This is a genomic window from Akkermansia sp. NBRC 115031, assembly GCF_030268505.1.
Taxonomy (GTDB): Bacteria; Verrucomicrobiota; Verrucomicrobiia; order Verrucomicrobiales; family Akkermansiaceae; genus Akkermansia; species Akkermansia massiliensis.
Genome location: NZ_BSQU01000007.1, coordinates 78,072 through 99,881 on the forward strand (window position 1 = coordinate 78,072; position 21,810 = coordinate 99,881).

Annotated in this window: 22 protein-coding genes; 9 read left to right on the plus strand and 13 right to left on the minus strand. The window is 54.3% G+C overall.

What is annotated here, in order from left to right; translation table 11 throughout:
* The first annotated feature begins 315 nt into the window (after window positions 1-315).
* Window positions 316-1,488 (plus strand): hypothetical protein, encoded by a 1,173-nt coding sequence (locus tag QSJ36_RS10200; RefSeq protein WP_215443433.1) that lies wholly within the window; start codon window positions 316-318, stop codon window positions 1,486-1,488.
* A 27-nt stretch (window positions 1,489-1,515) separates the two neighbouring features.
* On the opposite strand, the gene QSJ36_RS10205 is transcribed toward QSJ36_RS10200, so the two are convergent.
* From QSJ36_RS10205 to acnA, 3 genes are all read right to left on the minus strand, one after another.
* Window positions 1,516-2,388, minus strand: coding sequence for an aldo/keto reductase (locus QSJ36_RS10205; protein WP_251828054.1), 873 nt, complete (start codon window positions 2,386-2,388; stop codon window positions 1,516-1,518).
* A 76-nt stretch (window positions 2,389-2,464) separates the two neighbouring features.
* On the minus strand, window positions 2,465-3,130 hold the full coding sequence (locus QSJ36_RS10210; protein ID WP_022396802.1) for an N-acetylmuramoyl-L-alanine amidase: 666 nt from the start codon (window positions 3,128-3,130) through the stop codon (window positions 2,465-2,467).
* 189 nt (window positions 3,131-3,319) lie between these two features.
* Complete coding sequence (gene acnA, locus QSJ36_RS10215) at window positions 3,320-6,073, minus strand: aconitate hydratase AcnA (RefSeq protein ID WP_215443431.1); 2,754 nt, start codon at window positions 6,071-6,073, stop codon at window positions 3,320-3,322.
* Between the two features lie 317 nt (window positions 6,074-6,390).
* On the opposite strand from acnA, the gene QSJ36_RS10220 reads away from it, so the two are divergent.
* The 4 genes from QSJ36_RS10220 to QSJ36_RS10235 all read left to right on the plus strand — a co-directional run bounded on the left by QSJ36_RS10220 (window position 6,391) and on the right by QSJ36_RS10235 (window position 8,068).
* The gene (locus QSJ36_RS10220; RefSeq protein WP_022396800.1) at window positions 6,391-6,597 is read left to right on the plus strand and encodes a hypothetical protein; all 207 of its coding nucleotides are present in this window, start codon (window positions 6,391-6,393) and stop codon (window positions 6,595-6,597) included.
* A gap of 71 nt (window positions 6,598-6,668) precedes the next feature.
* Window positions 6,669-7,007 carry a DUF2752 domain-containing protein gene (locus tag QSJ36_RS10225; protein ID WP_022396799.1) on the plus strand — a complete coding sequence of 113 codons (339 nt, stop codon included), beginning with the start codon at window positions 6,669-6,671 and terminating at the stop codon, window positions 7,005-7,007.
* A gap of 116 nt (window positions 7,008-7,123) precedes the next feature.
* Entirely contained in the window at window positions 7,124-7,699 is a 576-nt protein-coding gene (locus QSJ36_RS10230; RefSeq protein WP_022396798.1) for a L,D-transpeptidase, read from the plus strand.
* Window positions 7,700-7,843: 144 nt separating this feature from the next.
* Window positions 7,844-8,068 (plus strand): hypothetical protein, encoded by a 225-nt coding sequence (locus QSJ36_RS10235; RefSeq protein ID WP_215443429.1) that lies wholly within the window; start codon window positions 7,844-7,846, stop codon window positions 8,066-8,068.
* A 254-nt stretch (window positions 8,069-8,322) separates the two neighbouring features.
* Here QSJ36_RS10235 and msrB read toward each other — a convergent pair whose 3' ends face one another.
* Together msrB and QSJ36_RS10245 are read right to left on the minus strand one after the other, a co-directional pair.
* On the minus strand, window positions 8,323-9,321 hold the full coding sequence (gene msrB, locus QSJ36_RS10240) for a peptide-methionine (R)-S-oxide reductase MsrB (protein ID WP_343123155.1): 999 nt from the start codon (window positions 9,319-9,321) through the stop codon (window positions 8,323-8,325).
* Window positions 9,322-9,580: 259 nt separating this feature from the next.
* Window positions 9,581-10,081, minus strand: a complete 501-nt coding sequence (locus QSJ36_RS10245; protein WP_146019992.1) for a hypothetical protein — start codon at window positions 10,079-10,081, stop codon at window positions 9,581-9,583.
* A gap of 233 nt (window positions 10,082-10,314) precedes the next feature.
* On the opposite strand from QSJ36_RS10245, the gene QSJ36_RS10250 reads away from it, so the two are divergent.
* On the plus strand, window positions 10,315-12,492 hold the full coding sequence (locus tag QSJ36_RS10250) for a M60 family metallopeptidase (RefSeq protein WP_285468621.1): 2,178 nt from the start codon (window positions 10,315-10,317) through the stop codon (window positions 12,490-12,492).
* Window positions 12,493-12,566: 74 nt separating this feature from the next.
* Here the strand turns inward: QSJ36_RS10250 and QSJ36_RS10255 are convergent, their stop codons facing one another.
* The gene (locus QSJ36_RS10255; RefSeq protein ID WP_102722273.1) at window positions 12,567-13,682 is read right to left on the minus strand and encodes an RtcB family protein; all 1,116 of its coding nucleotides are present in this window, start codon (window positions 13,680-13,682) and stop codon (window positions 12,567-12,569) included.
* 129 nt (window positions 13,683-13,811) lie between these two features.
* Here QSJ36_RS10255 and QSJ36_RS10260 point away from each other — a divergent pair, with 129 nt between their 5' ends.
* Window positions 13,812-14,729 (plus strand): LysR family transcriptional regulator, encoded by a 918-nt coding sequence (locus QSJ36_RS10260; RefSeq protein WP_102722236.1) that lies wholly within the window; start codon window positions 13,812-13,814, stop codon window positions 14,727-14,729.
* A gap of 11 nt (window positions 14,730-14,740) precedes the next feature.
* On the opposite strand, the gene QSJ36_RS10265 is transcribed toward QSJ36_RS10260, so the two are convergent.
* The gene (locus tag QSJ36_RS10265; protein ID WP_102722237.1) at window positions 14,741-15,973 is read right to left on the minus strand and encodes an MFS transporter; all 1,233 of its coding nucleotides are present in this window, start codon (window positions 15,971-15,973) and stop codon (window positions 14,741-14,743) included.
* A 244-nt stretch (window positions 15,974-16,217) separates the two neighbouring features.
* On the opposite strand from QSJ36_RS10265, the gene QSJ36_RS10270 reads away from it, so the two are divergent.
* Window positions 16,218-16,781 carry a cob(I)yrinic acid a,c-diamide adenosyltransferase gene (locus tag QSJ36_RS10270; protein WP_180971631.1) on the plus strand — a complete coding sequence of 188 codons (564 nt, stop codon included), beginning with the start codon at window positions 16,218-16,220 and terminating at the stop codon, window positions 16,779-16,781.
* 788 nt (window positions 16,782-17,569) lie between these two features.
* On the opposite strand, the gene QSJ36_RS10275 is transcribed toward QSJ36_RS10270, so the two are convergent.
* From QSJ36_RS10275 to QSJ36_RS10285, 3 genes are all read right to left on the minus strand, one after another.
* Complete coding sequence (locus tag QSJ36_RS10275) at window positions 17,570-17,797, minus strand: hypothetical protein (RefSeq protein WP_285468622.1); 228 nt, start codon at window positions 17,795-17,797, stop codon at window positions 17,570-17,572.
* 545 nt (window positions 17,798-18,342) lie between these two features.
* The gene (locus tag QSJ36_RS10280; protein WP_285468623.1) at window positions 18,343-18,498 is read right to left on the minus strand and encodes a hypothetical protein; all 156 of its coding nucleotides are present in this window, start codon (window positions 18,496-18,498) and stop codon (window positions 18,343-18,345) included.
* A 305-nt stretch (window positions 18,499-18,803) separates the two neighbouring features.
* A complete protein-coding gene (locus QSJ36_RS10285) occupies window positions 18,804-19,418 on the minus strand; it encodes a hypothetical protein (RefSeq protein ID WP_285468624.1) in 615 nt (204 codons plus the stop codon).
* Between the two features lie 54 nt (window positions 19,419-19,472).
* Between QSJ36_RS10285 and QSJ36_RS10290 the strand changes: the two genes are divergently transcribed.
* Window positions 19,473-19,793: a hypothetical protein gene (locus QSJ36_RS10290; protein WP_146017803.1), complete on the plus strand. Its 321-nt coding sequence runs from the start codon at window positions 19,473-19,475 to the stop codon at window positions 19,791-19,793.
* 4 nt (window positions 19,794-19,797) lie between these two features.
* Here the strand turns inward: QSJ36_RS10290 and QSJ36_RS10295 are convergent, their stop codons facing one another.
* The 3 genes from QSJ36_RS10295 to QSJ36_RS10305 form a co-directional block, all read right to left on the minus strand.
* Window positions 19,798-20,118, minus strand: coding sequence for an RHS repeat-associated core domain-containing protein (locus QSJ36_RS10295; RefSeq protein WP_215443414.1), 321 nt, complete (start codon window positions 20,116-20,118; stop codon window positions 19,798-19,800).
* A 114-nt stretch (window positions 20,119-20,232) separates the two neighbouring features.
* Window positions 20,233-20,850, minus strand: a complete 618-nt coding sequence (locus QSJ36_RS10300) for a hypothetical protein (protein ID WP_285468625.1) — start codon at window positions 20,848-20,850, stop codon at window positions 20,233-20,235.
* 111 nt (window positions 20,851-20,961) lie between these two features.
* Complete coding sequence (locus QSJ36_RS10305; protein ID WP_285468626.1) at window positions 20,962-21,489, minus strand: ankyrin repeat domain-containing protein; 528 nt, start codon at window positions 21,487-21,489, stop codon at window positions 20,962-20,964.
* Between the last annotated feature and the right edge of the window lie 321 nt (window positions 21,490-21,810).

Below are 21,810 nucleotides of genomic sequence, written 5' to 3' on the forward strand. Positions count from 1 at the left end.
TCTCCGGATGCGCGGTCAGGGTGGCATGAGGCCGCTGATTGGAGGGAATGATGAGGGGCGGGAGCCCCTCACTCCCGGGCAAGCCAAATTCAGTTTCCCCTGCTTCTTCCAATTCCCCCCGGTTTGTCACGGTCTCCCGCCCGGGAAAAAGGGCCTTCCGGTCCTTATCGGCCCTGCATGGCCTCCGGATGACATGTGATGAGGCCGTTTTCCCCTTTCTTGTTCCGGGTTCCCGATGCAGCGGCGGTCAATTAAAAGCTTTTATCCGGCCGGCCCTGTTGTTAGGGTTGCAGTCGCAACCCTGTGTCCCTGACGATGAAACTCCTTCTGCTTGCTGTGCTGGTATGGTGCGGCGCGGTTTGTGCGCCGGCTGATGAATATGCCTTTCCGGGCGAACGGGAATGGATATCCAAGCTCGGAGACGTGATAAAAGGCAGTTTTCAATCCTGCACGGGTTCCAGATTGGCGCTTAAAACGGGGCGGAAACGTGTGGAAATTCCGCTGAACCGCCTGGATGAGGAAGACGCGGCGCTGGCGGCTTCCCTGACGGGCACGGCGGCGCGCCGGGACCTGAAGCTGGCCGCGATGCTCTGGCCGTTCCTGATGAAGGAGCTGGAAAAAACAACGTGGACGCCGGTGGAAAAAGACATCACTCCCCGGTATAATGAAGCGGCCCGGAAAAACCCCACCAGAACCTTGGCGGGAACCAGGAAGGTGGACGGGCTGGTCTGTACCACCTCCCTTTCCGCCATCAAGGGCCCTCCGTTCCGAATCCAGGAATATTGCCGCCCGCAGGCGCGCCCGGAAAGCGGGAGGGGGCAGAAAAACTTTGACATGGTTCTGGACCAGGGAAGCCTTTACGCCTATTACGATACCGGAAAAGGTCTCCTCATTCCCTCCAAATACATGCCTGAGGAACGGACGGAAATGCGCGCTCCCGTTTCCTCCCTGCTTCCTCCGGGCGAACGACTCGCCGCAAGGGAGACAAAATCCTACAGCAATGCGGACTACTCCCTGTCCATGGAAAGCCGCCCCGTCAAGGGAGCCTATGAAACGTGCAAGCCCAATTCCCTGGGAAAAAAGAAGCTGGTGATGTACTGGAATACGGAGGGCAAAATGGTCTGCGGCATCATGAAGCTGGACTACGACAACATGCGCGTTGCCGCCCTGTTTGACGACCAGCGGAAGCTGATGAACGCTCCGGGGCTGGGGTATGCCGTGATTCTTTCCCGCCTGGACAAAAAAGGCCGGGACTCCAGGGAGGACGGCCGTTACTACCATGTGGCGCTGGCCGCGGACGGGCTGCCCGTGTACCACCATGAAGGCCCGGAGGACGAGGCCGCCATGAACCCGCTGCTTTACGGGAAACTCCGTGATTCCGAAAAGAAAGCGGCGCTGGCGGAGGAAAGAAAACGCGAACAGGCATTCCGTGCCAGGCAGGAAGCCCGTCAACGCCTGGTGGAATCCGCCAGGAAGCGGAGGGAATAGTCCGTCCTTGAATCTTTTCTGGAAAGATTACTCCTCGGAAAGATGGTCCGGGTGAATGGAGTAGTGCCCGGGGGCGTCCAGCGTGTCAATAAGGGCCATGTCTTCTCCGTCCAGGGAGAAGCCGAAAATGTCCAGGTTGGCTTTGATTCTGTCCGCATGCACGGATTTGGGGAGGGGCACGATGCCGCGCTGGAGTTCCCAGCGGATGCATATCTGGGCTACGGATTTTTTATGCTTGTCCGCGATGCGGCGCAGGACGGGTTCCTCCAGGACGCCTCCGCGGGCCAGGGGGCCCCATGATTCCACCAGAATGCCGTGTTCCCGGCAGAAGGCGACCGCTTCCGTCTGGTGGTACCTGGGATTGATTTCCAGCTGGTTCACCATGGGGATGGTATCGGCTTGTTCCATCAGGGCTTCCAAATGGCGGGGAAGGAAGTTGCTGACGCCGATGGCCCTTGCCTGGCCCTCCTTGTAAAGGCGCTCCATGGCTTTCCAGGTTTCCCTGTTCAGCTCTCTGTAGTCCTTCTCATATCCGGCGGGGATGGGCCAGTGGATCAGGTACAGGTCCAGATAATCCGTTCCGAGGCGGTTCAGGGAGGCGTCAAAAGCGCTCAGGGTGCTTTCATAACCCTGGTCCGTGTTCCAGACTTTGCTGGTGATGAAGATTTCCTCCCGCGGAATGGAGCTTTCCCTGACGGCGCGCCCCACCGTTTTTTCATTGCCGTATACGCTGGCTGTGTCAATGAGGCGGTAGCCTGCTTCCAGCGCGTCAAGAATGCTCCGGGTTCCCGACGTGTCGTCCGGGGCCAGGTAGGTTCCGTAACCGATGCCGGGAATGGGGAGGCCGTTGCTCAGCCGCTGCGTATCTCCGGGGGAAGTGATGATTTTCATACTCTTCATGAAGCACCCTCCGCCGGAAACGGTAAAGAGAACGCCTTGTCATGAGTGCGGCATGCGCGGCAGAAAGGGGGAGGGATTATTTCCCGGCCTGGAGGCAGCGGTAGTAATAGTCCACGCGGGAGATGAACCAGCTCCATTTATAGCCGGGGCGGCCGTTGGTCATCAGCGGGGCGGGGCAGTTCTTGCCGGACCAGTAGTTGTGGGGCACCACGTTGCGCAGGGGGACGTTGTAGCGCATCATCAGCAGGGCCGCCAGCTTGGCTGTCTTGTTGTAGATGACGACGGGATTGTGCGTGGTGCATTCGCACATTTCAATGGCTACGGAGTATTGGTCGCCCGGGCCGGAGTGGTCCGCGTGGTGGCCCGTTTCCGTCGTGGGAATGTGCTGGTACGCGCCGAACTGGTCCACCGTGAAGTGCCAGTTCAGGCTGCGGGATTTGCCGCTGTTCAGGTAGCGGGAATGGGCGTTGGCGTCTCCCTTGGGGTTGGCGGTGCTATGGATGGTGATGAAGCGGGGGCGCATGGAGGCCGCATGCCTGCGGGCATACGTGCTTTTGGGCATGTAGGAGACGCGGATGCCCACCTCACGGCCCATCTGGTTGGACGTGCGGGGGACTACCGGGGCTTTTTGAATTTTGAAGGAGACGGCCGGCGGTCTCATTTTATCGTTCTGCGAGCAGCTGCAGAACGCCAGGGCGGCGAATACGGCAAGAAAGCCCGTCCAGACAGATCTATATTCCATGTGTTTGTTCTAGAAACAGCCCGGAAGGATTGCAAGCAGAATTTGGAATTAGTTCAAGTGAACTAATCAAGCCGTGTCATGGAGCTGCGGGTGCGCCCGGAGAGGAAGGCGCCAGACGGGCCGCGCCTGCGGGGGAAGGGCGGCCCGTCTGGAAAGGATGCGGCGCCGGAAAAGCCCGGCCAAGCCGCGTTATTTGAGGATTTGAGTGAGGACGTATTGCAGGATGCCGCCCGCCAGGTAGTATTCCTTTTCAATGGGCGTATCAATGCGGACGATGACGGGCACGTCAAACGCCTCCGCGTCTGCGGGCTGCACGCGCAGCGTGACCTGCTGGCGCGGGGCGATGCCGTTGTCCAGCCCCAGGATGGAGAAGGTGGCGTCCTTCAACGGGGCGATGCGGTCATAGTCCGCCTTGTCGGCGAAGTTGAGGGGCAGCACGCCCATGCCGATGAGGTTGGAACGGTGGATGCGTTCAAAGCTCTTGGTGATGACGGCCTTGACGCCCAGCAGGTTCGTGCCCTTGGCCGCCCAGTCGCGGGAGGAGCCCATGCCGTAGTCTTCTCCGCCGATGACGATGAGCGGAACACCGTCCTGCGCGTAGGCCATGGCTGCATCATAGATGAAGGCGGGGGTTCCGGCGGCAGGGGTTATTTTCTTGTCCGGGGCGGGAATGGAGCGGTTGCCGAAGTACAGCGTATAGCCGCCTTCCGTGCCGTCCACCATCAGGTTTTTGATGCGGACGTTGGCGAAGGTGCCGCGGGTCATCACGCGGTCGTTGCCGCGGCGGGAGCCGAAGGAGTTGAAGTCTTTTCTGTCCACCCCCATGCCTTGCAGGTACAGCCCGGCGGGGCCCGTTTCCCGGATGGCTCCGGCGGGGGAGATATGGTCCGTAGTCACGGAGTCGCCAAAGATGCCCAGGGGGCGGGCGTCCCGGATGTCCGCCAGCGTGCGGGGCTGGCCGTTGAAGCCGCAGAAGAAGGGCGGGTCCTGGATGTAGGTGGAGTTTTCATTCCACTGGAAGACGGAGCCCTCCGGCGCATACACGGCGGCCCAGCGAGGATTTTTGTCCGGCGTGATGGTGTATAGTTCCCGGTACGCTTCCGGATTGCGGGATTTGGCGACGGCTTCCGCGATTTCCCCGGAGCTGGGCCAGAGGTCTTTCAGGAAGACGGGCTTCCCGCTGCGGTCCATGCCCAGCGGTTCCGTCTGGAAGTCGATGTCCACGCGTCCGGCCAGCGCGAAGGCGACGACCAGCGGAGGGGACATCAGGAAGTTGGTTTTGATGGAAGGATGAATGCGCGCTTCAAAGTTGCGGTTGCCGGAGAGGACGGAGGCGGCCACGATGTCATTGTTCCTGACCGCCTGTTCCAGTTCCGGATTCAGCGGTCCGGAGTTGCCGATGCAGGTGGTGCAGCCGTAGCCGACGGTTTCAAAGCCCAGGGCGTCCAGGGATTCCTGGAGCTGGTTGGCCGCAAAGTAGTCTGAAGCGATGCGGGAGCCCGGCGCAATGGACGTTTTTACGTGCGGCGGCACTTGCAGGCCCAGCGCGACCGCTTTTTTGGCGAGCAGCCCGGCGGCGAGCATCAGGCCCGGATTGGAGGTGTTGGTGCAGGAGGTGATGGCGGCGATGAGGATGCTGCCGTCTTTCAATTCCGCCTCCTGGCTGAAGCCTTCCACCGGAACGGGAACGCCAGCCGGAGAGTGCATGGTGACCTTGACCGCCGGGGATTCCTTTTTGCCGTAACCGCCTTCCGCCGCGGGCATGCCGGCGAGCTTGCGGAAGCTGTCCTTGATGGAGGCCAGGCGGATGTGGTCCTGCGGGCGCCTGGGTCCGGAAACGGCGGGTTCCACGGTGGACAGGTCCAGTTCCAGCTGAACCGTGTAGTCCAGTTCTCCATTGCGGGGCATTCCCCACAGGTCCTGGGCCTTGAAATAGTTTTCGTACGTGGCGATGGCTTCCTCGCTCCTGCCTGTCTGGCGCAGGTAGTCGGAGCAGCGTTCGTCCATGGGGAAGAAGCCCATGGTGGCGCCGTATTCCGGGGCCATGTTCGCTACGGTGGCGCGGTCCGCCAGCGGGAGGGCCGCCGCTCCTTCCCCGAAGAATTCCACAAATTTGCCTACCACGCCGTGGCTGCGCAGCATCTGGGTGACATGGAGCGCCAGGTCCGTGGCGGTCACTCCTTCACGGAGTTCCCCCGTCATGTGGACGCCCACTACTTCCGGCACCAGGAAGGTGACCGGCTGGCCGAGCATGCCGGCTTCCGCTTCAATGCCGCCCACGCCCCAGCCCACGACGCCGATGCCGTTGATCATCGTGGTGTGGGAGTCCGTCCCTACCAGGGTATCCGGGAAATAAACGCCGTCCTTTTCCATGACGCCCTGCGCCAGGTATTCCAGATTCACCTGGTGGACAATGCCCACGGAAGGGGGCACTACGGAAAAGGTCTGGAAAGCCTGCTGGCCCCATTTGAGGAATTCGTAGCGTTCCGCATTGCGCTGGAACTCGATGTCCAGGTTCTTTTCCAGGGCGTCCGTGCGGCCTGCCCAGTCCACCTGGACGGAGTGGTCCACCACCAGGTCCACGGGAACCAGCGGTTCAATGACGGAAGCGTCTTTTCCCAGTCCGGCCACGGCGGAGCGCATGGCGGCCAGGTCCACCAGCAGCGGAACGCCTGTCAGGTCCTGGAGGACGATGCGGGCCACCGTAAACGGGATTTCATAGGAACCGGGATTTTTGGCGTTCCAGGAAGCCAGGTTGTCCACATCCTTTTCCGTTACCTTCAGGCCGTCGCAATTGCGGAGCAGGGATTCCAGAACGATCCGGATGGAAACGGGAAGACGGTTCAGGCGGGGATAGCCGTTTTCCGACAGGGCTGGCAGTGAATAAAACTGTCCCGGGGTTCCGGTTCCCGTGGTGAACGTGCTCTTGGCAATCTTGGTCATGATGCGGAATAGAGGGTTAACTGTAAACAGGCGGCTGCCCTCCTGGCAGTCGCGGGTACTATACAGGCCAAATATGATAAGGCAAGGACTCTGTGTGACGGGGGGAGGATTTTTCCCCCTCTCCCGCAAGCGTGGAAATTCCTTTTTGCACGCGTACTGCCGGTTTTTTCCAGCGTTTTTGCCTGTAAGACGCGCAGGAACTGACAACAGAACCAGGAAAAACTTGTAGAAGCACGGCATTTTGTTTAGATGGCAAGGATTTGCGTCTGGCATCCTGCTATGCGCACCCCAATAAAAATCAAACTGGATTAAAGAATATGTCTGAGTTAGAAAGACCAAACAATACGCTTGCCATTTGTGCCCTCGTCTTTGCCGTTTTATGCAGCCTCGTAGGCCTCATTCTGGGCATCATAGGCCTCAACAAATATCCCGACAAGAGCAACGGCAAGACGATGAGCCTTATTGCCGTGATTCTCAGCATCGTCCTGATGCTGGTCGGCGGCTGGACTGCCTGGCGCAACTGATAAAAGGCTTCACCAGGCTCGTGAATCCAAGGCTTGCGGAGAACCGAAGATCCGCAGGCCTTTTTCATGGAATGAAACTGTTTTTCCTGTATCTGGCGCTGCTGGCTGCGGCATGCGCGGTGCTCCTGCTGGTGGATGACCCTTCCCGGTCCGGCTGGCTGCCGGAGTGCCTTTTCTATAAAACCACGGGTTATCTTTGCTACGGCTGCGGTTCCACCAGGGCCCTGCATGCCCTGCTTCATGGCCATTGGCTTGATTCCCTGCGGTACAACGTGCTGCTGGTTCCCACGCTCATCTGGCTGGGAACGCTGTTTTTCATCAGGGACAAGACCGTATTCCTGAGGGTGCTGACCGCCGGCGTGGCCGTACTTGCCCTGTTTACCGTGGCGCGCAATATTCCGCTGTCGTGACGGCCGCTTTTTTCCGGTTTCCGCCTTTTGCGTGCATGCCGGAATTTTGATAGAGTGCGTCATGAAACATTGAAAATAAGTTCGCGGCATTGTCCAACCCTCTGAAAGGGTTAAAGATGATGAACGCGAAAAAAACCTTATCAATTATTGCAGGAGCGGCAGCGGGAGCGCTGGCGCTGGCAGCCTGTTCAGGGCCGCAGGAAGAGAATTTGCGCATGGTGCCCCTGACCGTGCCTACGACCATGCCCATGACTTCTTACGGGCCGAATACGAGAGTGGTGGTGGCCGGGGTGGATTATACGGAGGTGCATGACGAGTGGATGAACCAGGACATTATGAAAAAAGCCACTCCCGGCAATACGCGGGTGGTGATCAGCCGCGGAAGCCAGAGGGGCCAGCTGATGGTGGGGGATGAAGTAGCCATGGATTTTCCCGTCTGTCTGGGGACCGCTTCCCACCGCACGCCCGTGGGCCATTTCCGCATTACGGAAAAGGCGGTGCACCACGTCTCCAACTTATATGATGCCTCCATGCCCTATTTCATGCGGCTGACGGACAGCGGCATCGGCATGCACGTGGGACCCGTTTTCCAGACGCCCCAGTCACATGGATGCATCCGCATGACCCGCTCCTCCTGTGTGCCGCTTTTCAAGACCGTTAAAGTAGGTACTCCCGTCACGATCGTGCAGTGACGCGGAGGAGAAGCCGGATACCGTTGGCGGAGAAGAGCTCCTTGCCTCCCTCCTGTGGCAGGTGAGGGGAATCCGGCGCTGGCAGAAAATGGTTTTTATTTTTATGATATGTTCATGGTCAAAGAATCGGGACGATTTCAATAGATGGATGAAAGCGTTGAAAATAAAAAACTCATTTTTTTAACACAAAACGCGCCTGGCCGTCGCTATTTCAATGAACGGCATGAAGATAAACGGCATTTGCTGCAAGTCGTATTGCCCCAACAACCCAAATCCTCCATGGCCTGCTGCCGATTGCCCACTCTCCATTCATCGGCAGCGGCATGGATGGAGGGTGTCTTTTTTCAAACGCAGGCGTACCGGAATTGATTGACTGCCTGCGGCCCGGGAAGGAGCCCTCATGAATCTTCTTCCGGAGTACTACTTTTATCCCTTTCCGGAATCTCTTATGCATGGGACGCCGCATTCAGCATCTTTGTTTCCTGTCTCCCGTCTTACGGCATAAGTGCGCATGGAATCTTGCATGGAGCCGAGAGCCGGTTCTTTATCCGGCCACACTTCGTCCTCCTGATTTTTAACGGATTGATGGATAGGTGAGGTTCACCTTCCGTTTTTTCCATAAGCTACTTTTCCGCGGATTTTCTGTCCGCTGCCTCCCGGCGAAGCTGGGGCAGGTATTTTCCATACCCCTGCGCTTCCATATCCTGTTCAGGAATGAATTTCAGGGAAGCGCTGTTGATGCAGTAGCGCAGGCCGCCGCGGTCCTTCGGGCCGTCCGTGAAGACGTGCCCCAGATGGGCGTCCCCCGTTTTGCTGCGGACTTCCGTACGGCGCATGCCGTGGGAAAGATCCTGTTTTTCCTGAATCAGTTCTTCCTTGATGGGCCGGGAGAAGCTGGGCCAGCCGCAGCCGGAATCAAACTTGTCCGTGGAAAGAAACAGGGGTTCCCCCGTCGTAACGTCCACATAAATGCCGGGCTTGTCGTTATTGAAATATTCGTTGCGGAAGGGAGGTTCCGTCGCATTGTTCCGCGTAACTGCAAATTGCTCGGGCGTCAGGCTGCGGCGCAGCTCGTCATCCGGTTTTTTCCGGTAGACGGGTGCGGCTTCCCTGGCCTGGGCCGCCTCCTGGAACTTGCCGGGCGGAATATGGCAGTAGCCGCCGGGGTTGTTGTCCAGATAGCGCTGGTGGTATTTTTCCGCCCGTGAAAATTGACGCAGGGGTTGAACTTCAATCGCCACGGGCTGCTTGAAGTGCTGCTGGAGCCGTTTCAGGGAGGCTTCTATAATCGGCTTGTCCTTCTCATCCGTATAATAAATGCCCGTGCGGTATTGAACTCCCCTGTCGTTTCCCTGCTTGTTGACGGAAACGGGATCAATGATGGAATAGTATTGTTCCAGCAGGAACGGGAGGCTGAGTTCTTCCGGATCAAATACCACTTTTACCGTTTCCGCGTGGCCCGTGCGTCCGCTGCAGACTTCCTCATACGTGGGGGAGGCAGTGGAACCGTTGGCATACCCCACTTCCGTTTCCTTGACTCCGTGAATCAGGGAGAAGTACTTTTCCACTCCCCAGAAACAGCCTCCTGCCAGATAAATCGTTTTTAAATCCTTGTTGTCCATATGATGTCTGTTTTTGTTGCCTGCCTGTCCGTTTTCTCCGCAGGAGAACAGGGAAAGCATGGCTACTGCGGCCAGAATGGCGCATGCCAGTCCGGCCAGGGTCCATGGTCCGTGGTAAATACGTTTCATAAACGCTGTATGGGGTCGTCTTCCGGTGCGGGTGCAGTTGCTCCCTTGGCTGAAGAACCTGCCGTTCCACAGCTTTTCCGGAAAGATGAAGGATTAGACAACGCCGAGCCTGTTCCGTTCGATGCCTGTGTCAACGTCCCCCCGATTCCTCCGGCTCTTCCGGTTGCATCATGTTTTTCAGCCACTGGTAAACCGCCCGGTCGGCAGCGTCCGGTTTTCTGCTCGTCTGCATGCTGAACCCGTACCTGGTGTGGAAATTGAAAACCGCCAGGGAAGGGCTCAGGCCGATGGAGAGCCCGTCCATCCGTATTTCCACTTCCTGCGGGTCATGGGTGGTGAAGTCAAGGCGCCCGGCATTGCTGACGGACCCCGCATAATGTTCCAGGAAGGGCTGGATGCCGGCCAGGAAGGAGGAGTCCAGGGCCATGGGATGATTTTCCGGGGAAGAAGCTTTCCTGATAAGAATTGCGGGAGGCGCTGTGGCGGAATAAGCGGCTCTCAGCGTATTCAACGGAACGTTCCACAAAAAGGAGAACAGTCCCGTGCCCAGGAGAAAGAGGGGAACGGCCAGGACGGCAATCCATTTGCCCGGCTTGCTTCCTGATTGATGACGGGACCGTCTTCCGTTCATGAAGGATAACATGGCATAATGTTCCGTGGGGGTCCATGAAAGAATTGGACCGTGGAGCAGAGGAAAAATCCCGTCCTTACATCAGGGGATTTTGCGCCATCACAGGGATAACATGAAAAACGCACGCTGGAAATCATGTATAGTATCATCAGGGCCCAGTACCATTTATGAAAAGAAAGCCGATTTTATCTCCGTTTTTTTTATTTTTCATTTTTTTAATGTTTGCCGCGAATTTGTCCCTTGCGGAAAAATATCCTTCACTGGACGTTCCGGAGGACATCCCGCTTCAAGTAAGGGAGGCTTCTTCCCCTCAGTCCCCCTACTCAGGAGGCCATTCCGTAAAGCAGGCTGTGGACGGTTCTCTGGAATCCGCCAACTGGCATGTTCCTGGAGCGCGGCATGTGGAGGGGGAATTTGTATTTGAAGTGCCGGACACCATTCATTACATCACCTTTTCCGGAGCCAATTTCAATGAAGTTTCCGTGTCCGCCATGTCCGGCTCGTCGTGGAAGAACCTTGGAAAGTTTGATATAGGCGGCTCCAAGATGATCAGGTTTAAAAACCCTCTTCAGAAAGTTCAAAAAATCAAGGTGGAGGTTGATTACCCTGAAGGAGCTTCCCCGGCGTTTACCGTACGGGAGATCAGTTTTTACAAAAAGGCGGAATCCACGCTCAACCGGCAATTGCTGAAAGTGTTCAGAGACACGAGCTGTTCCTCCATCAATCCCAGGTGCACCCTGGCAGACCTCAAGGCGCTGCCGGAGTTTTTGCAGCTCATTGCGCGGAAAGTGAAATCCGGCGCCTATGAAGACAAGGAATTCCGCATTGCGTCCTATAAGGCTTACAGCCATCCGGAGTTTGCCGCCAAGGTGAGAAATATCAACGCCCTGAACAAATTTGACAATCCCACCGGAATTGCTGCGGAGAAAGGAGATGAAATCCTTGTATTCGTGGGTCCCACTCATGGAGAGGATATTGGTCTGGCTTCCGTTTCCCCGGCGGGAATCGAATCTTCCACCTATCCCCTGAATGAAGGAGTAAACAAAATCAAAATCAACCGTTCGGGATTGCTTTATGTGATGTACCACACCGATATCAGCACGCCCAAGAAGCCTGTGAAGGTGCACATCCCCGTGGGCAGCGGGACGGTGAACGGATATTTTGACGTGACGAGGCACACGGACAAGGACTGGAAGCGGATGATCGGCAAGGCCCCCCACAGCATGTTCGACATCGTGGGGCGGTATTCCATGATGATCCTTCACACGGAATATCTGAAGGCTTACAGCCCGGATTCCATCACGAAATCCGTCAGGGTATGGGATGAGAGCGTCAGGGCCATGTGGAAAATCATGGGCTTTGACAAATATCCCCAGCCGCATAACAATCGGCAGCTTGGAGTTTCCGTAGAAGGCGGAGCCCATATGTTCGCCACCTGGTATTACTGCGGCTACAGCGTCGGGGATCAGGGAAATACGCTGAAAAATGAAGTGCTCGCCCCCGGCGTTCTTCAGGGGAACCGCCTCTGGGGATTCGGGCATGAAGTCGGCCACTGCTACCAGCATCCGTTCAACTGGCGCAGCATGTCTGAAAGCTCCAATAACTTCTTCGCCCAGTTGATCCTGGACCAGGTGACCAACCCCATTAACGGCAATGAACTGGCCTCCGACATGGAAAACCCGTGCAAGTACCTGCTGTCAGAGGCGGTAAAGGGCCTGCCGTTCCATGATCTGAACGGCTGGGCCAAGTGGGGTTTTGCCCAATATTCCTTCTACCTGTATTTCCATAAGCTGGGCATCAACCCGGAATTTTACCCTGCGCTGTTTGAATCATTGCGCCGCAAGCCGCTTTCCAGGCAGGCGTATGAGGTTTCCGAGGCCCATCTGGCCCTGTATGAACGCATCTGCAATGTCAGCAGGACGGACTTTACTGATGACTTTGAAATTTTCAATTGGTTCGTCCCGATTGACCACAAAGGGAACCAGTATGGGGAATACAGCTTCAAGATGACGGAGGAAATGGCCCGCGCCTCCAAGGCCCGGATCGCCGCCAGGCGGTATCCCAAGCCGAAATTCCGCATCGCCTTCCTGCACCAGCATGGGAAAACGGTCGATTTGTGGGGACAGAACCTGCATGGTTCCCAGCTCAACGGGTATTGGACCAAATACAAGCAGAACGCGAAGCTCAGCCCGTCCGTGAGCGCCTCCAAAAAGGACAGCATGATTATCGTGCGGAATGGGGAGAATGCGGCCGCTTTCTGCGTAGTGACCAACGGAAAGGTGGTGGGTTATTATGACCGCCAGAAGTTTGACGTTTCCGGCGTGGAATGGAATGATACCTCCAAGGTGTACGCCATTCCGATTCAGACTGCGGAACCCTATAAGCTGATTTATTCCGCCACGCGCTCCTGACCTGGTTCCGGAGATTAGCGAAAGCCCCTTCCGGAAAATCTTTTCCGGAAGGGGCCGGGCGTTGGGGCGTCCTGTTATTCGGGCGCCTTGAAGTTGTACACGGGCCTGATGCGTTCCACGATTTCCGCCGTTTCATGGATGTTGCCCAGCACGCTTTCTCCATCCTTGTAGGCCATCGGCGCTTCATCCAGCGTAGCGCGGGAGACGCAGGTGGAGAAAATGCCCTGCATGGAAGCTTCGAATTCCTCCAGGGAAAGGTTGGCTTTGGCCTTTTTGCGGGACATGCTGCGGCCTGCGCCGTGCGGGGAGGAGGAATTGAATTCCTCGTTTCCCCTGCCAATGCAGATGACGGAGCCGTCCCGCATGTTCAGGGGAACGATGAGCTTTTCTCCAAGTCCGGCCCGGACGGCCCCCTTGCGGATGACGTTGTCTTCCGCAATGTAGTTGTGCACGGTGTCGAAGATTTCCAGGTCCGCGGCATCGTCCAGCAGCTCATGCAGCATCACGCGGCGGTTCAGGGCGGCGAAGCGCTGGGCCACCTTCATGTCCCGCATGTAGTTCAGCGTATCTTCTCCCTGCAGGTAGCAGAGGCCTTTCTTGCGTTCCTTGAGGTAGGCGTCCGGGCAAGTGGCCACGGCGATCTTCTGGTAGCGCTCCGCAATCTTCAAGCCGAAGTTGCGGGAACCGGAGTGGATGCACAGAAAGGCGTCTTCCGTTCCCTGTGCTATTTCAATGAAGTGGTTGCCGCCGCCCAGGGACCCCACGGAACGGCGGTGCCTGTCTTTCTCCGTTCTCAGCACATCCACGCAGATGCGGGAGATTTCATCATCCAGTTCCGGATCATCCAGCAGGGCCTGGTGGACGGCGGAACGGGTGTTCCAGCCGAACGGGACGCGTTCGCGCAGGCGTTCGTCAAACCGGGAGAAATCCGGCAGACCGGCCAGCCTGGCCGTAAGCACTCCGCAGCCGATGTCCACGCCGATCAGGTTGGGAATCACCTTGTCCGTTTTCAGTTCAGCGGTGAAGCCGATGACGCAGCCGGCTCCGGCATGCACGTCCGGCATGATGCGCACCCGGCTTCCTTCAAAGGCGGGGTGGTTGCAGACGTCCCTGATCTGGGTGCGGGCCAGGTCTTCCAGTTCATCCGTGAACACGCGGGCTTCCGTGTATTTTCCGTCGATGGTGATCATGGTTTTATTTTCTTTTGGTTGAAGGGCGGGGGCCGCGGAAAGCGGCGCTGCGCCCTGTGACTCCGTTACCATAGCGCATTTACTGACTCTTGCATTATGCAAGTATTCATATAATATGACTTTAAAGTTATGTTTGAGCACCTTTTCGCAGAACGGGGGCTGTCCCTGGACCGCCTGAAAACCCTGATAGAAGTGGCCAAGGCGGGGAGCATTGCCGCCGCCGCGCGCGGGGACAGCGCACGGCAAAGCCTGTATTCCCGCCAGATCAAGGAACTGGAGGAATTCTTCGGCGTGGAGCTGGCGGCCCGCCGCGGGAAAGTGCTGGCGCTTACCAGGTCCGGATGGGAACTGGTGCGCCTGGCCAGCGAAAGCCTGTGCCTGCTGGACGATTTCAAAAGCCGGAGCCGGAACCTGCCCTACCGGTTCACCATCGGCGCCGGAGACAGCCTCCACGCGTGGGTGGTTGCTCCCGTGCTTGCGGACATCCAGCAGCGCGGCCTGCCGTGGCTCTTTGCACTGGAGAACATCCGCAACAGTGAAATTCCCCTCAAGCTTCAGAACATGGATGTGGACTTCGGCATCGTGCGCACCAGCGCGCTGGCGGCGGAAGGGCTGGAAAGCCGGGCCATCTGCTCCATGGATTATGCGCTGTACGTGCCCGCGGCCCTGGCCGGAAAAAAGGTGCGGGGAAGGGAGGAGGATTTTTCACGCCTGCTGGGCATGTTCCCCCTGGCTACGCTGGGGAGCGGTTCCGGCTTCCATGCCTCGCTGAAACGGAATTGCGCGGAATTCGGCATCAGGCTGCGGGTGCAGTGTGAAACGCAGTCCTTTCCCTTTGCGGCGCGCATGCTGAAAAGCGGGGCGTTCATGGCGGTTCTCCCCTGCATGGCGGAGGCGGAGCTGGGCGGGGGATTCGTCAAGGTCACCCATCCTGCGCTGGACAGGCTGTCCCGCAGTATTTCCCTGGCCTGGAATCCCCGCCTGCTGCGCGTGAGGCCTTCCGCCCGGCGCGTGATTGACGTTTTTTCCGCTCCGGAACGGGAATAGCAGAAGAGAAATCAATCCGAATCCACGCCAAGCTTGTTCTTCCGGTAGTGGTCCAGGGAAATGCGGTAGAAGTACACGATCGCCAGCAGATTCAGTAGCGCGCCTGCGCCGAAGGCCCAGTTCAGGTTCAGGTAAGCGTAAATCTTGCCCCCGAAAAACATGCCCGTGCCCACCCCGATGTCAAAAGCCGTGAAAAACGTGGAATTGACGGCGCCCCGGTGGCCGCGGTCCGCCATGTTCAGCTTCATGGTCTGGAAGGTGGGGATGAAGATGCCGAAGCCGAAGCCGATGAGGATGGCGGAGGTATAATAGACCCATTCCAGCGGCGCAAACGCCAGCGCGCCGAAGCTGACAGTCAGGATGCCCAGCGAGATGACGGAAAGTTCCGCCACGCGCCCGCGGTCGATCTGCCGGCCCACCATGAACCGGGAGACCAGCATGCCCAGCCCCATCAGCGCATAAAACAGCCCGGCATACTTGAAACCGTACATTTTCCCGTACAGGGCGGAATACACGGCCACAACGCCGTAGGAGAAAGAGGCGATCATCACATTCACCGCCAGTGGAATGCCCACGCGCAGCACCAGGCGGTCCAGCACCTTTTTGGGCGTTTCATGCACGGACTCCTGAACGGGGCGCCTGGGGGCGCGGATGAGGGAGGCGATGCCCGCCCCAGCCAGGCACAGGACCAGGGAGCTCCACGTAATCACGTAAAAACCGTACTGCTGGTATACCTGGAGGCCGATGACGGGTCCCAGGCACATGCCCAGCGTCATCGTCATGCCGAAAAAGCCCAGGCCCTCCCCGCGGCGGGAAGGGGGGATGATATCCACGGCCATCGTCGGACCGGAGGTGGTCATGCCGCCCCAGATCAAGCCCTGCACGAAGCGCGTCAGGAAAAACGCCAGGGCGGTGGCGGCCACGGCATACCCTGAAAAGGACAGGGCCAGCAGGATATAAACCGTGATGTAAATCTTCTTGCGGTCCCCGGTATCCACCCGGTGCGCGAACCAGGGGCGGGAAATGATGGCGGCCAGCACGTAAATGGACATGATCCAGCCCAGCCAGCCGGAGGAAACCTGCAACTGCCCCGTCAGGTACAGCGGGAGAACGGGCACCAGTTCGAAGAAGGCCAGCCCCATCATCAGGTTGGCGCAGCAGGCCAGGACGTAGCCCCGCGTCCAGAGAGGCACTTTGACGGGCGGTGCGGTTTCCGCTGCCAATTCATCTCTGGTCCGGGTCATGCAGGGGTTGTACAGCCATCGGAAAAAGTTTCAAACGGTTGACGTGTCATGGCGCAGTTCCTGCCCTGGAAAGGAATGGCACAAGATATTTTAACCACAATGGACAAAATCCCCGGGTGATTGGGTACTGGGAACAGGGCCAGCGGATGGACGGCTGTCCGGAACATCGAATTTGCGCCGTTGGCGAGGTGGGATGCCTTCTTTTTTGCGTGCAGGGCCGCGCAGGCATGGTAGGGTACAGGGTATGAGCGTGATCACCAAGCGTGGAGACAGCGGAGAAACGGACCTGATGTTCGGCAAACGGAGCCCCAAGACGGCCCCGCGCATTGAAGCTTATGGAACGGTGGATGAATTGAATTCCCTGATTGGAGTAGTGCGCCATTCCGGAGTAAGCCCCCGGACGGTGGAAATGCTGGACGGCGTTCAGGCGCGCCTGGTGGGGGCCATGGGAGAACTGGCTACGCTGGAGGAGGATTTGCCCAAGTATGACGCCAAGGGTTATGCCCGCATTACGGCGGAGGACGTAGCATGGTTGGAGGAACAGGCCCATCTGCTGGAGAAGGAATGCGACATCCGCTTCAAGGGGTGGGCACGCCCCGGCAAGGAGGGGTCACTGGGTTCCGCCTATCTGGACCTGGCCCGGTCCGTCTGCCGCCGCGCGGAACGCCGGGTAGTGGCACTGAGGCTGGACAATGCCTTGAGCAACGTGAACACGGCCCTCTTTCTGAACCGCCTTTCCGATCTTTGCTGGGTTCTGGCCCGCTTTGAAGCGCTGGATGCGAAAGAAAAGAAAGAAGATCAAAAATAATGCCTCATCATGATTTCTGCTTTGAGAGACTATGGAGGCTTATTCCATTTTTGAACAGCCTTATGCTGGAACCCCCCTTTTATTCTGAAACGGAACTATATAGGGTAATCTTGTAAGGCCGTTTTTATCAGTCATCGAGAGAATTTGGATGGCAACAATGAAAGGCTACCGCTGTTCATCAAAAATTCGGAAAAAGTAAAACAAAGAGAGCGATTTCCATAAGACTAAAGGAAATAATTCCGTTTGAAAAATATGAACTAACTCTTAATATATTCATTTGGAATTGTTTTTATTGCACCCGATGTTGAATGGGAGATTTTTTGATTTTTCGAGATTCGATTTTTCCCTGTTGTGTAATTTTTTTAACATATTATTTTCTCCAAGCATATTAATTGCTATAATTCCATTAAGAAGATGTAGAATAAAATCAAGGTATTGTAATAGGATTAAGGGCTTGGAGGAAAAAAAATCAAATTGTGCGATTATGTATGCCTTGAATATGCTTCCTTGAAGGTGAAGTACTTAGATCTTTGAAAATATTTGTAGCATTTGGCGTAATAATTTCAAAAAAATAATTTATCTATTTAGATTGTCTCTATGGGATTTTTCAAGATTACCAATAACGAATTTCATCTTCAGTCAGTACAGGACGCCGATCAAAAATAAACAATGTATGGCCGTTCTTCAGAATGAGGGCGGTGATGTAATAATGATCATAGGGAAGTCCTTCTTTTTCTTGGATATTAGTTTAATTTTATAAATTATATTATCTGATGAATCACCTTTTTTCAACAATATTCTATTTCCATACTTCCTTTAATATCAAATTCTTTTGAAATTTTCTGACGGTGAAGACGTGATAAAGCCCCATCTTCCGTGATGAGACTTCCGAAGGGAGCATACCCGTAGCGTATTTTTTGCTTCTGCTGCTCGTCGAAGATGGAAGTGACATTCTTCAAGGCATCGTGCATGAAGCAGAGATGCTCTTTTACTTTCATTCCGTTTTCCTGCAGCATGTCATCGTCAGGATACGTGTTGCTCCCGATTCCGTCGGATCCCACAAATAGCTCTTTATCAGCACAGGTTCAGGATGTATCAAATCCAGCTCAGCTACCTGTAAATAGTCCCGGTACAGGTACCAGCAATGGCCGGATACTGCCCCATTGACGGTGACCTTCTTCTCGAAGCGCCATCCCTAGTAGTCGTAGCCACAAGTGATAGCAGTCCGGCCATCCTGGCTGGTGAAAACGACGGGGCGGTCATTAGCGTCGTAGCTTACTTCCCAGATGCCTGTTGAGGCCCTGATGCGGGTCTGGTTGCCGTCGGCATCGTAGACGGGGGTAAAATCTCCTCCTCCGGCAATATCTGCATACTGGTTGAGTTGGTTGGATTCGTAGGAGAAGGCTTCCTCCAGTTCCCGGGCGGTTTTGCGGTTGCCGATGTTGTCGTATCGGTAGCTGAAGCTTCCTCCCAGGCTGATCCTGTCTTCAACCAGCTCGCTGCGGCTGTTGTAGGTAAAATCCCTTACTGTGACAGGTGCCCCCGTATCCCAGGAATCCCGCTACTGGATGGGACGTATCAGGGCGTCGTATTGGTATTCATGGCAGGCCGCCAGTTCGCCGTCCGCCCCCTTTCTGTAACCGATGGCGGTTACGAGGTTGAGCCTGGGATGGGAAGTATTGCTACGGCTCAGCCCAAAGGAAGCTTCCTGGGCCATGTTACCGTAAGCATCATTGGAGAATTCCCTGATACCAAAGTGTCCCTAACGGAGGTCATCTGCCCCAGATGGTTGTAGGTAAACTCCCATGCCGTCGTATCGTCATTGTGGGAGACAGAGACGAGTTCTCTGATAAGGGAAGCATATGCATATATTGTCACAATGCCACGTGTTCATTGAATCCTCGGACACTGTCACCTAAAAGCTCTACAAGACGAAGCAGGTCAGATGGCAGGCGAAATGCTGATAAATTATATAGTTTCTGTTTTTTATAAACACAAAAGTAAAAAGTTTATCAAATGGTTTTAATGTCCGTCTTCTTTAAATCCTGCCAGTTTAAGGCTGGATGAGAATACTTCACCAACGGAGGAAACATTTTCTCCTTCTTTAAATCCGTCTTCCTGGTAGATTTTTAATTTTTCCTTTATGGTATCACGTGAAGTAGATTTAAGTCTAGCGCCGGTATATATTTTTATGCCGGAGAGGCTGCTTTTCATGATAACTAGATCATGATGAAAAATATTGGGGAGCAATTGTTTTTGTTGGTAGATGATCAACTGTTCTGCAGGTGGTCCTTCAACTTGGTAATAGTATTTTGCATATTCATTTTTTAATTGCTCAAAGTTTGATTGTTCCAGTACATTTTTCCAATGATGGATACTCCATGCCGTGTATCCATAATTAGTACAAGTAAGAATAATTAACCCAGCGATGATGAAAATAAAAAATCTTATTAATTTTTTCATTTTTTTTGAATTTAAATTAAAGTAATGGGAAAAATGCTTTAACTTTACCTTCGTATAAAGTCCTTCACATTCTGTATTCTGTTCAAGCCGGTTTTTTAAATACGGTGATGAGTCCAAATAACATGCTCGTATTTCAAGTTTGCAAGATGAACAAAAATTAATTTTTTTAAACATGTAGAATATTTTTGTCTTATTTGTATTTTCAGTTAAGAACCTCCCCCCCCCCCAATGCGCTCTTACATTTATATCATTTTTCTAATCCAGGGTTCTTCTCCATGCATAATAATAATTAAACTACGGAGGCATTGGCAGGATTCTTCACATTCTGAATTCGGTTTAAAATCTGAAGGAACATGTGTAACTTTTCCTGCTAAAAGTGCCTTAATAGCTTTATCTCCTAATTTATCTAACTTTCTTTTACAAGCAAAATACGAAAGTTTGATGCCTCTGCTCTGGCCAACTCTATCTGGTATGGGAGGAGAAATAAAAGCTGGATCTAAAGGAGAGGAACTCACCATTCCTAAAAAATTAATATTTGTCCGAATATGATTTTTTATAAACCCACACAAATCCCATCCCCCTGTTCCTGAATGAGATCTCTGTTAATCCACCTGCCGTCTGCGGGATTGAGGTGCCGATAATTATAGTAGACAAGTCCCAGTTCGTCGTCCGAGAACTCGCAGGAAAACCTGAACTTGTTCTCCCGGGCCATGTCCCCTTCTTCCGCAATAGGACTTCCGAAGGGAGCATACTCGTAGCGGGCTTGTTGTTTCTGCTGACCGTCGAAGATGGAAGTGACATTCTTCAAGGCATCGTGCATGAAGTAGAGATGCTCTTTTACTTTCATTCCGTTTTCCTGCCAGCATGTCATCATCAGGACGCGCGTGGCTGTAGGCTCCGTCGGATCCCACAGGTAGCTCTTTACCAGCACAGGTTCAGGATGCCTTAAATCCAGCTCGGCTACCTGCAGGTAGTCGCGGTACAGGAATCAGGAGTGGCTGGATACTGTTCCATTGATGACCACTTTCTTTTCAAAGCGCCTTCCCCGGTAGTCGTAGCCGCAGGTGATGGCAGTCCGGCCATCCTGGCTGGTGAAGACGACGGGTCGGTCGTTGGCGTCGTAGGAGACTTCCCAGATGCCTGTTGAGGTCCTGATGCGGGTCTGGTTGCCGTCGGCGTCGTAAACGGGGGTAAAATCTTCTTCTCCCCCGGCAATATCCGCGTACTGGTTGAGCGGGTTGGATTCGTAGGAGAGGGCTTCCTCCAGTTCACGGATGGTTTTGCGGTTGCCGATGTTGTCGTAGGAATAGATAAAGCTTCCTCCCCGGCTGAGCCGGTCTTCGACCAGCTCGCTGCGGCTGCTGTGGGTGAAGTTTCTGGTGGTTGCAGGTGTGGCAGCATCCCAGGAGTCCCGGCGTTGAGTGGGACGCATCAGCGCGTCATAGTCGTACTCATGGCGGCCCGCTGATTCACCATCCGCTCCCTTCCTGTAACCGATGGCGGTTACGAGGTTGAGCCTGGGATGGTAGGTATTGCAGCGGACCATGCCGTTAGGGTAGTTGAGGTACTTGAGGAAGCCGCCATCTTCGTTACCATGGGCATGCAAAATCAGTCTTGGGTTGAGGTGTATAACCTCTAACCCATTTTGATATTTCTATAGCTTCTAACGATACGCCTGGTTAGTGAGGCCCATGTATCGTTTTCTTCTACACAAGCATTAGTAGTTATTTTCCCCTGTAGCCTTCAGTAATTGCTTGGCTGTTTTTCCGTCAGTATTTTTCAATTTCTGGTTAGCTCCTTGTTTAATCAGAAAATTGTAGGCGCTTATTTGTCCTGTACGAGCAGCATAATGTAAAGCAGTTTCTTTGTAGGGAAAAGTCATAGAGGGTAGCTTCATTTCATTTGAAGCAACATTAATATCAGCCTCTAATTCGAGTAATTTCTTCATGGTATCAATATCCCCGATAGCTGCCGCCAGCATAAGAGCTGTTTCACTTCCATTCCATTTTTTATCATATGGATTAAGATTTGGTTGGGGAGTCATGTTTGACGATAAATCCAAGTATGATTTTAATGAATTTTTGATCATATCTTTTCCTACAATGTAGACAGGAGTATTATAATGTAGATAATAATGTGGAATATAGGGATTTCTTGTTTTTTCTTTTTTGTGAGTTATGAATGTACAAGATCCTAATAAGTTTAATGCTAAAATAACCGAAGGGAATATAATATTAGTTTTCATGTTAAACAACCTATAAAAAATTATAATCTCTCATATTTCCTTAATTTTTAATATTAATAAAATAGATAAATTTATTTTGTTAACGTTAATACGTATAATTCCTATGGGAAGAACAAGAACCATATATAGATCAAAGTATGTTGAGTTGAAATCTGGCTCAACATACTTTGATCTCCGTAAAAGTCTATGGAAGTATCTTGCTTCAGTATAGAATCAAACAGAGAAATCATATTCTGCGGGGGCTGAATGAAGAAAGACCTTAGAAATTGTGAGTAGTAGTGGTTTGGACCTGAGAGATGACGCTCTTCCCACCTATTTTGA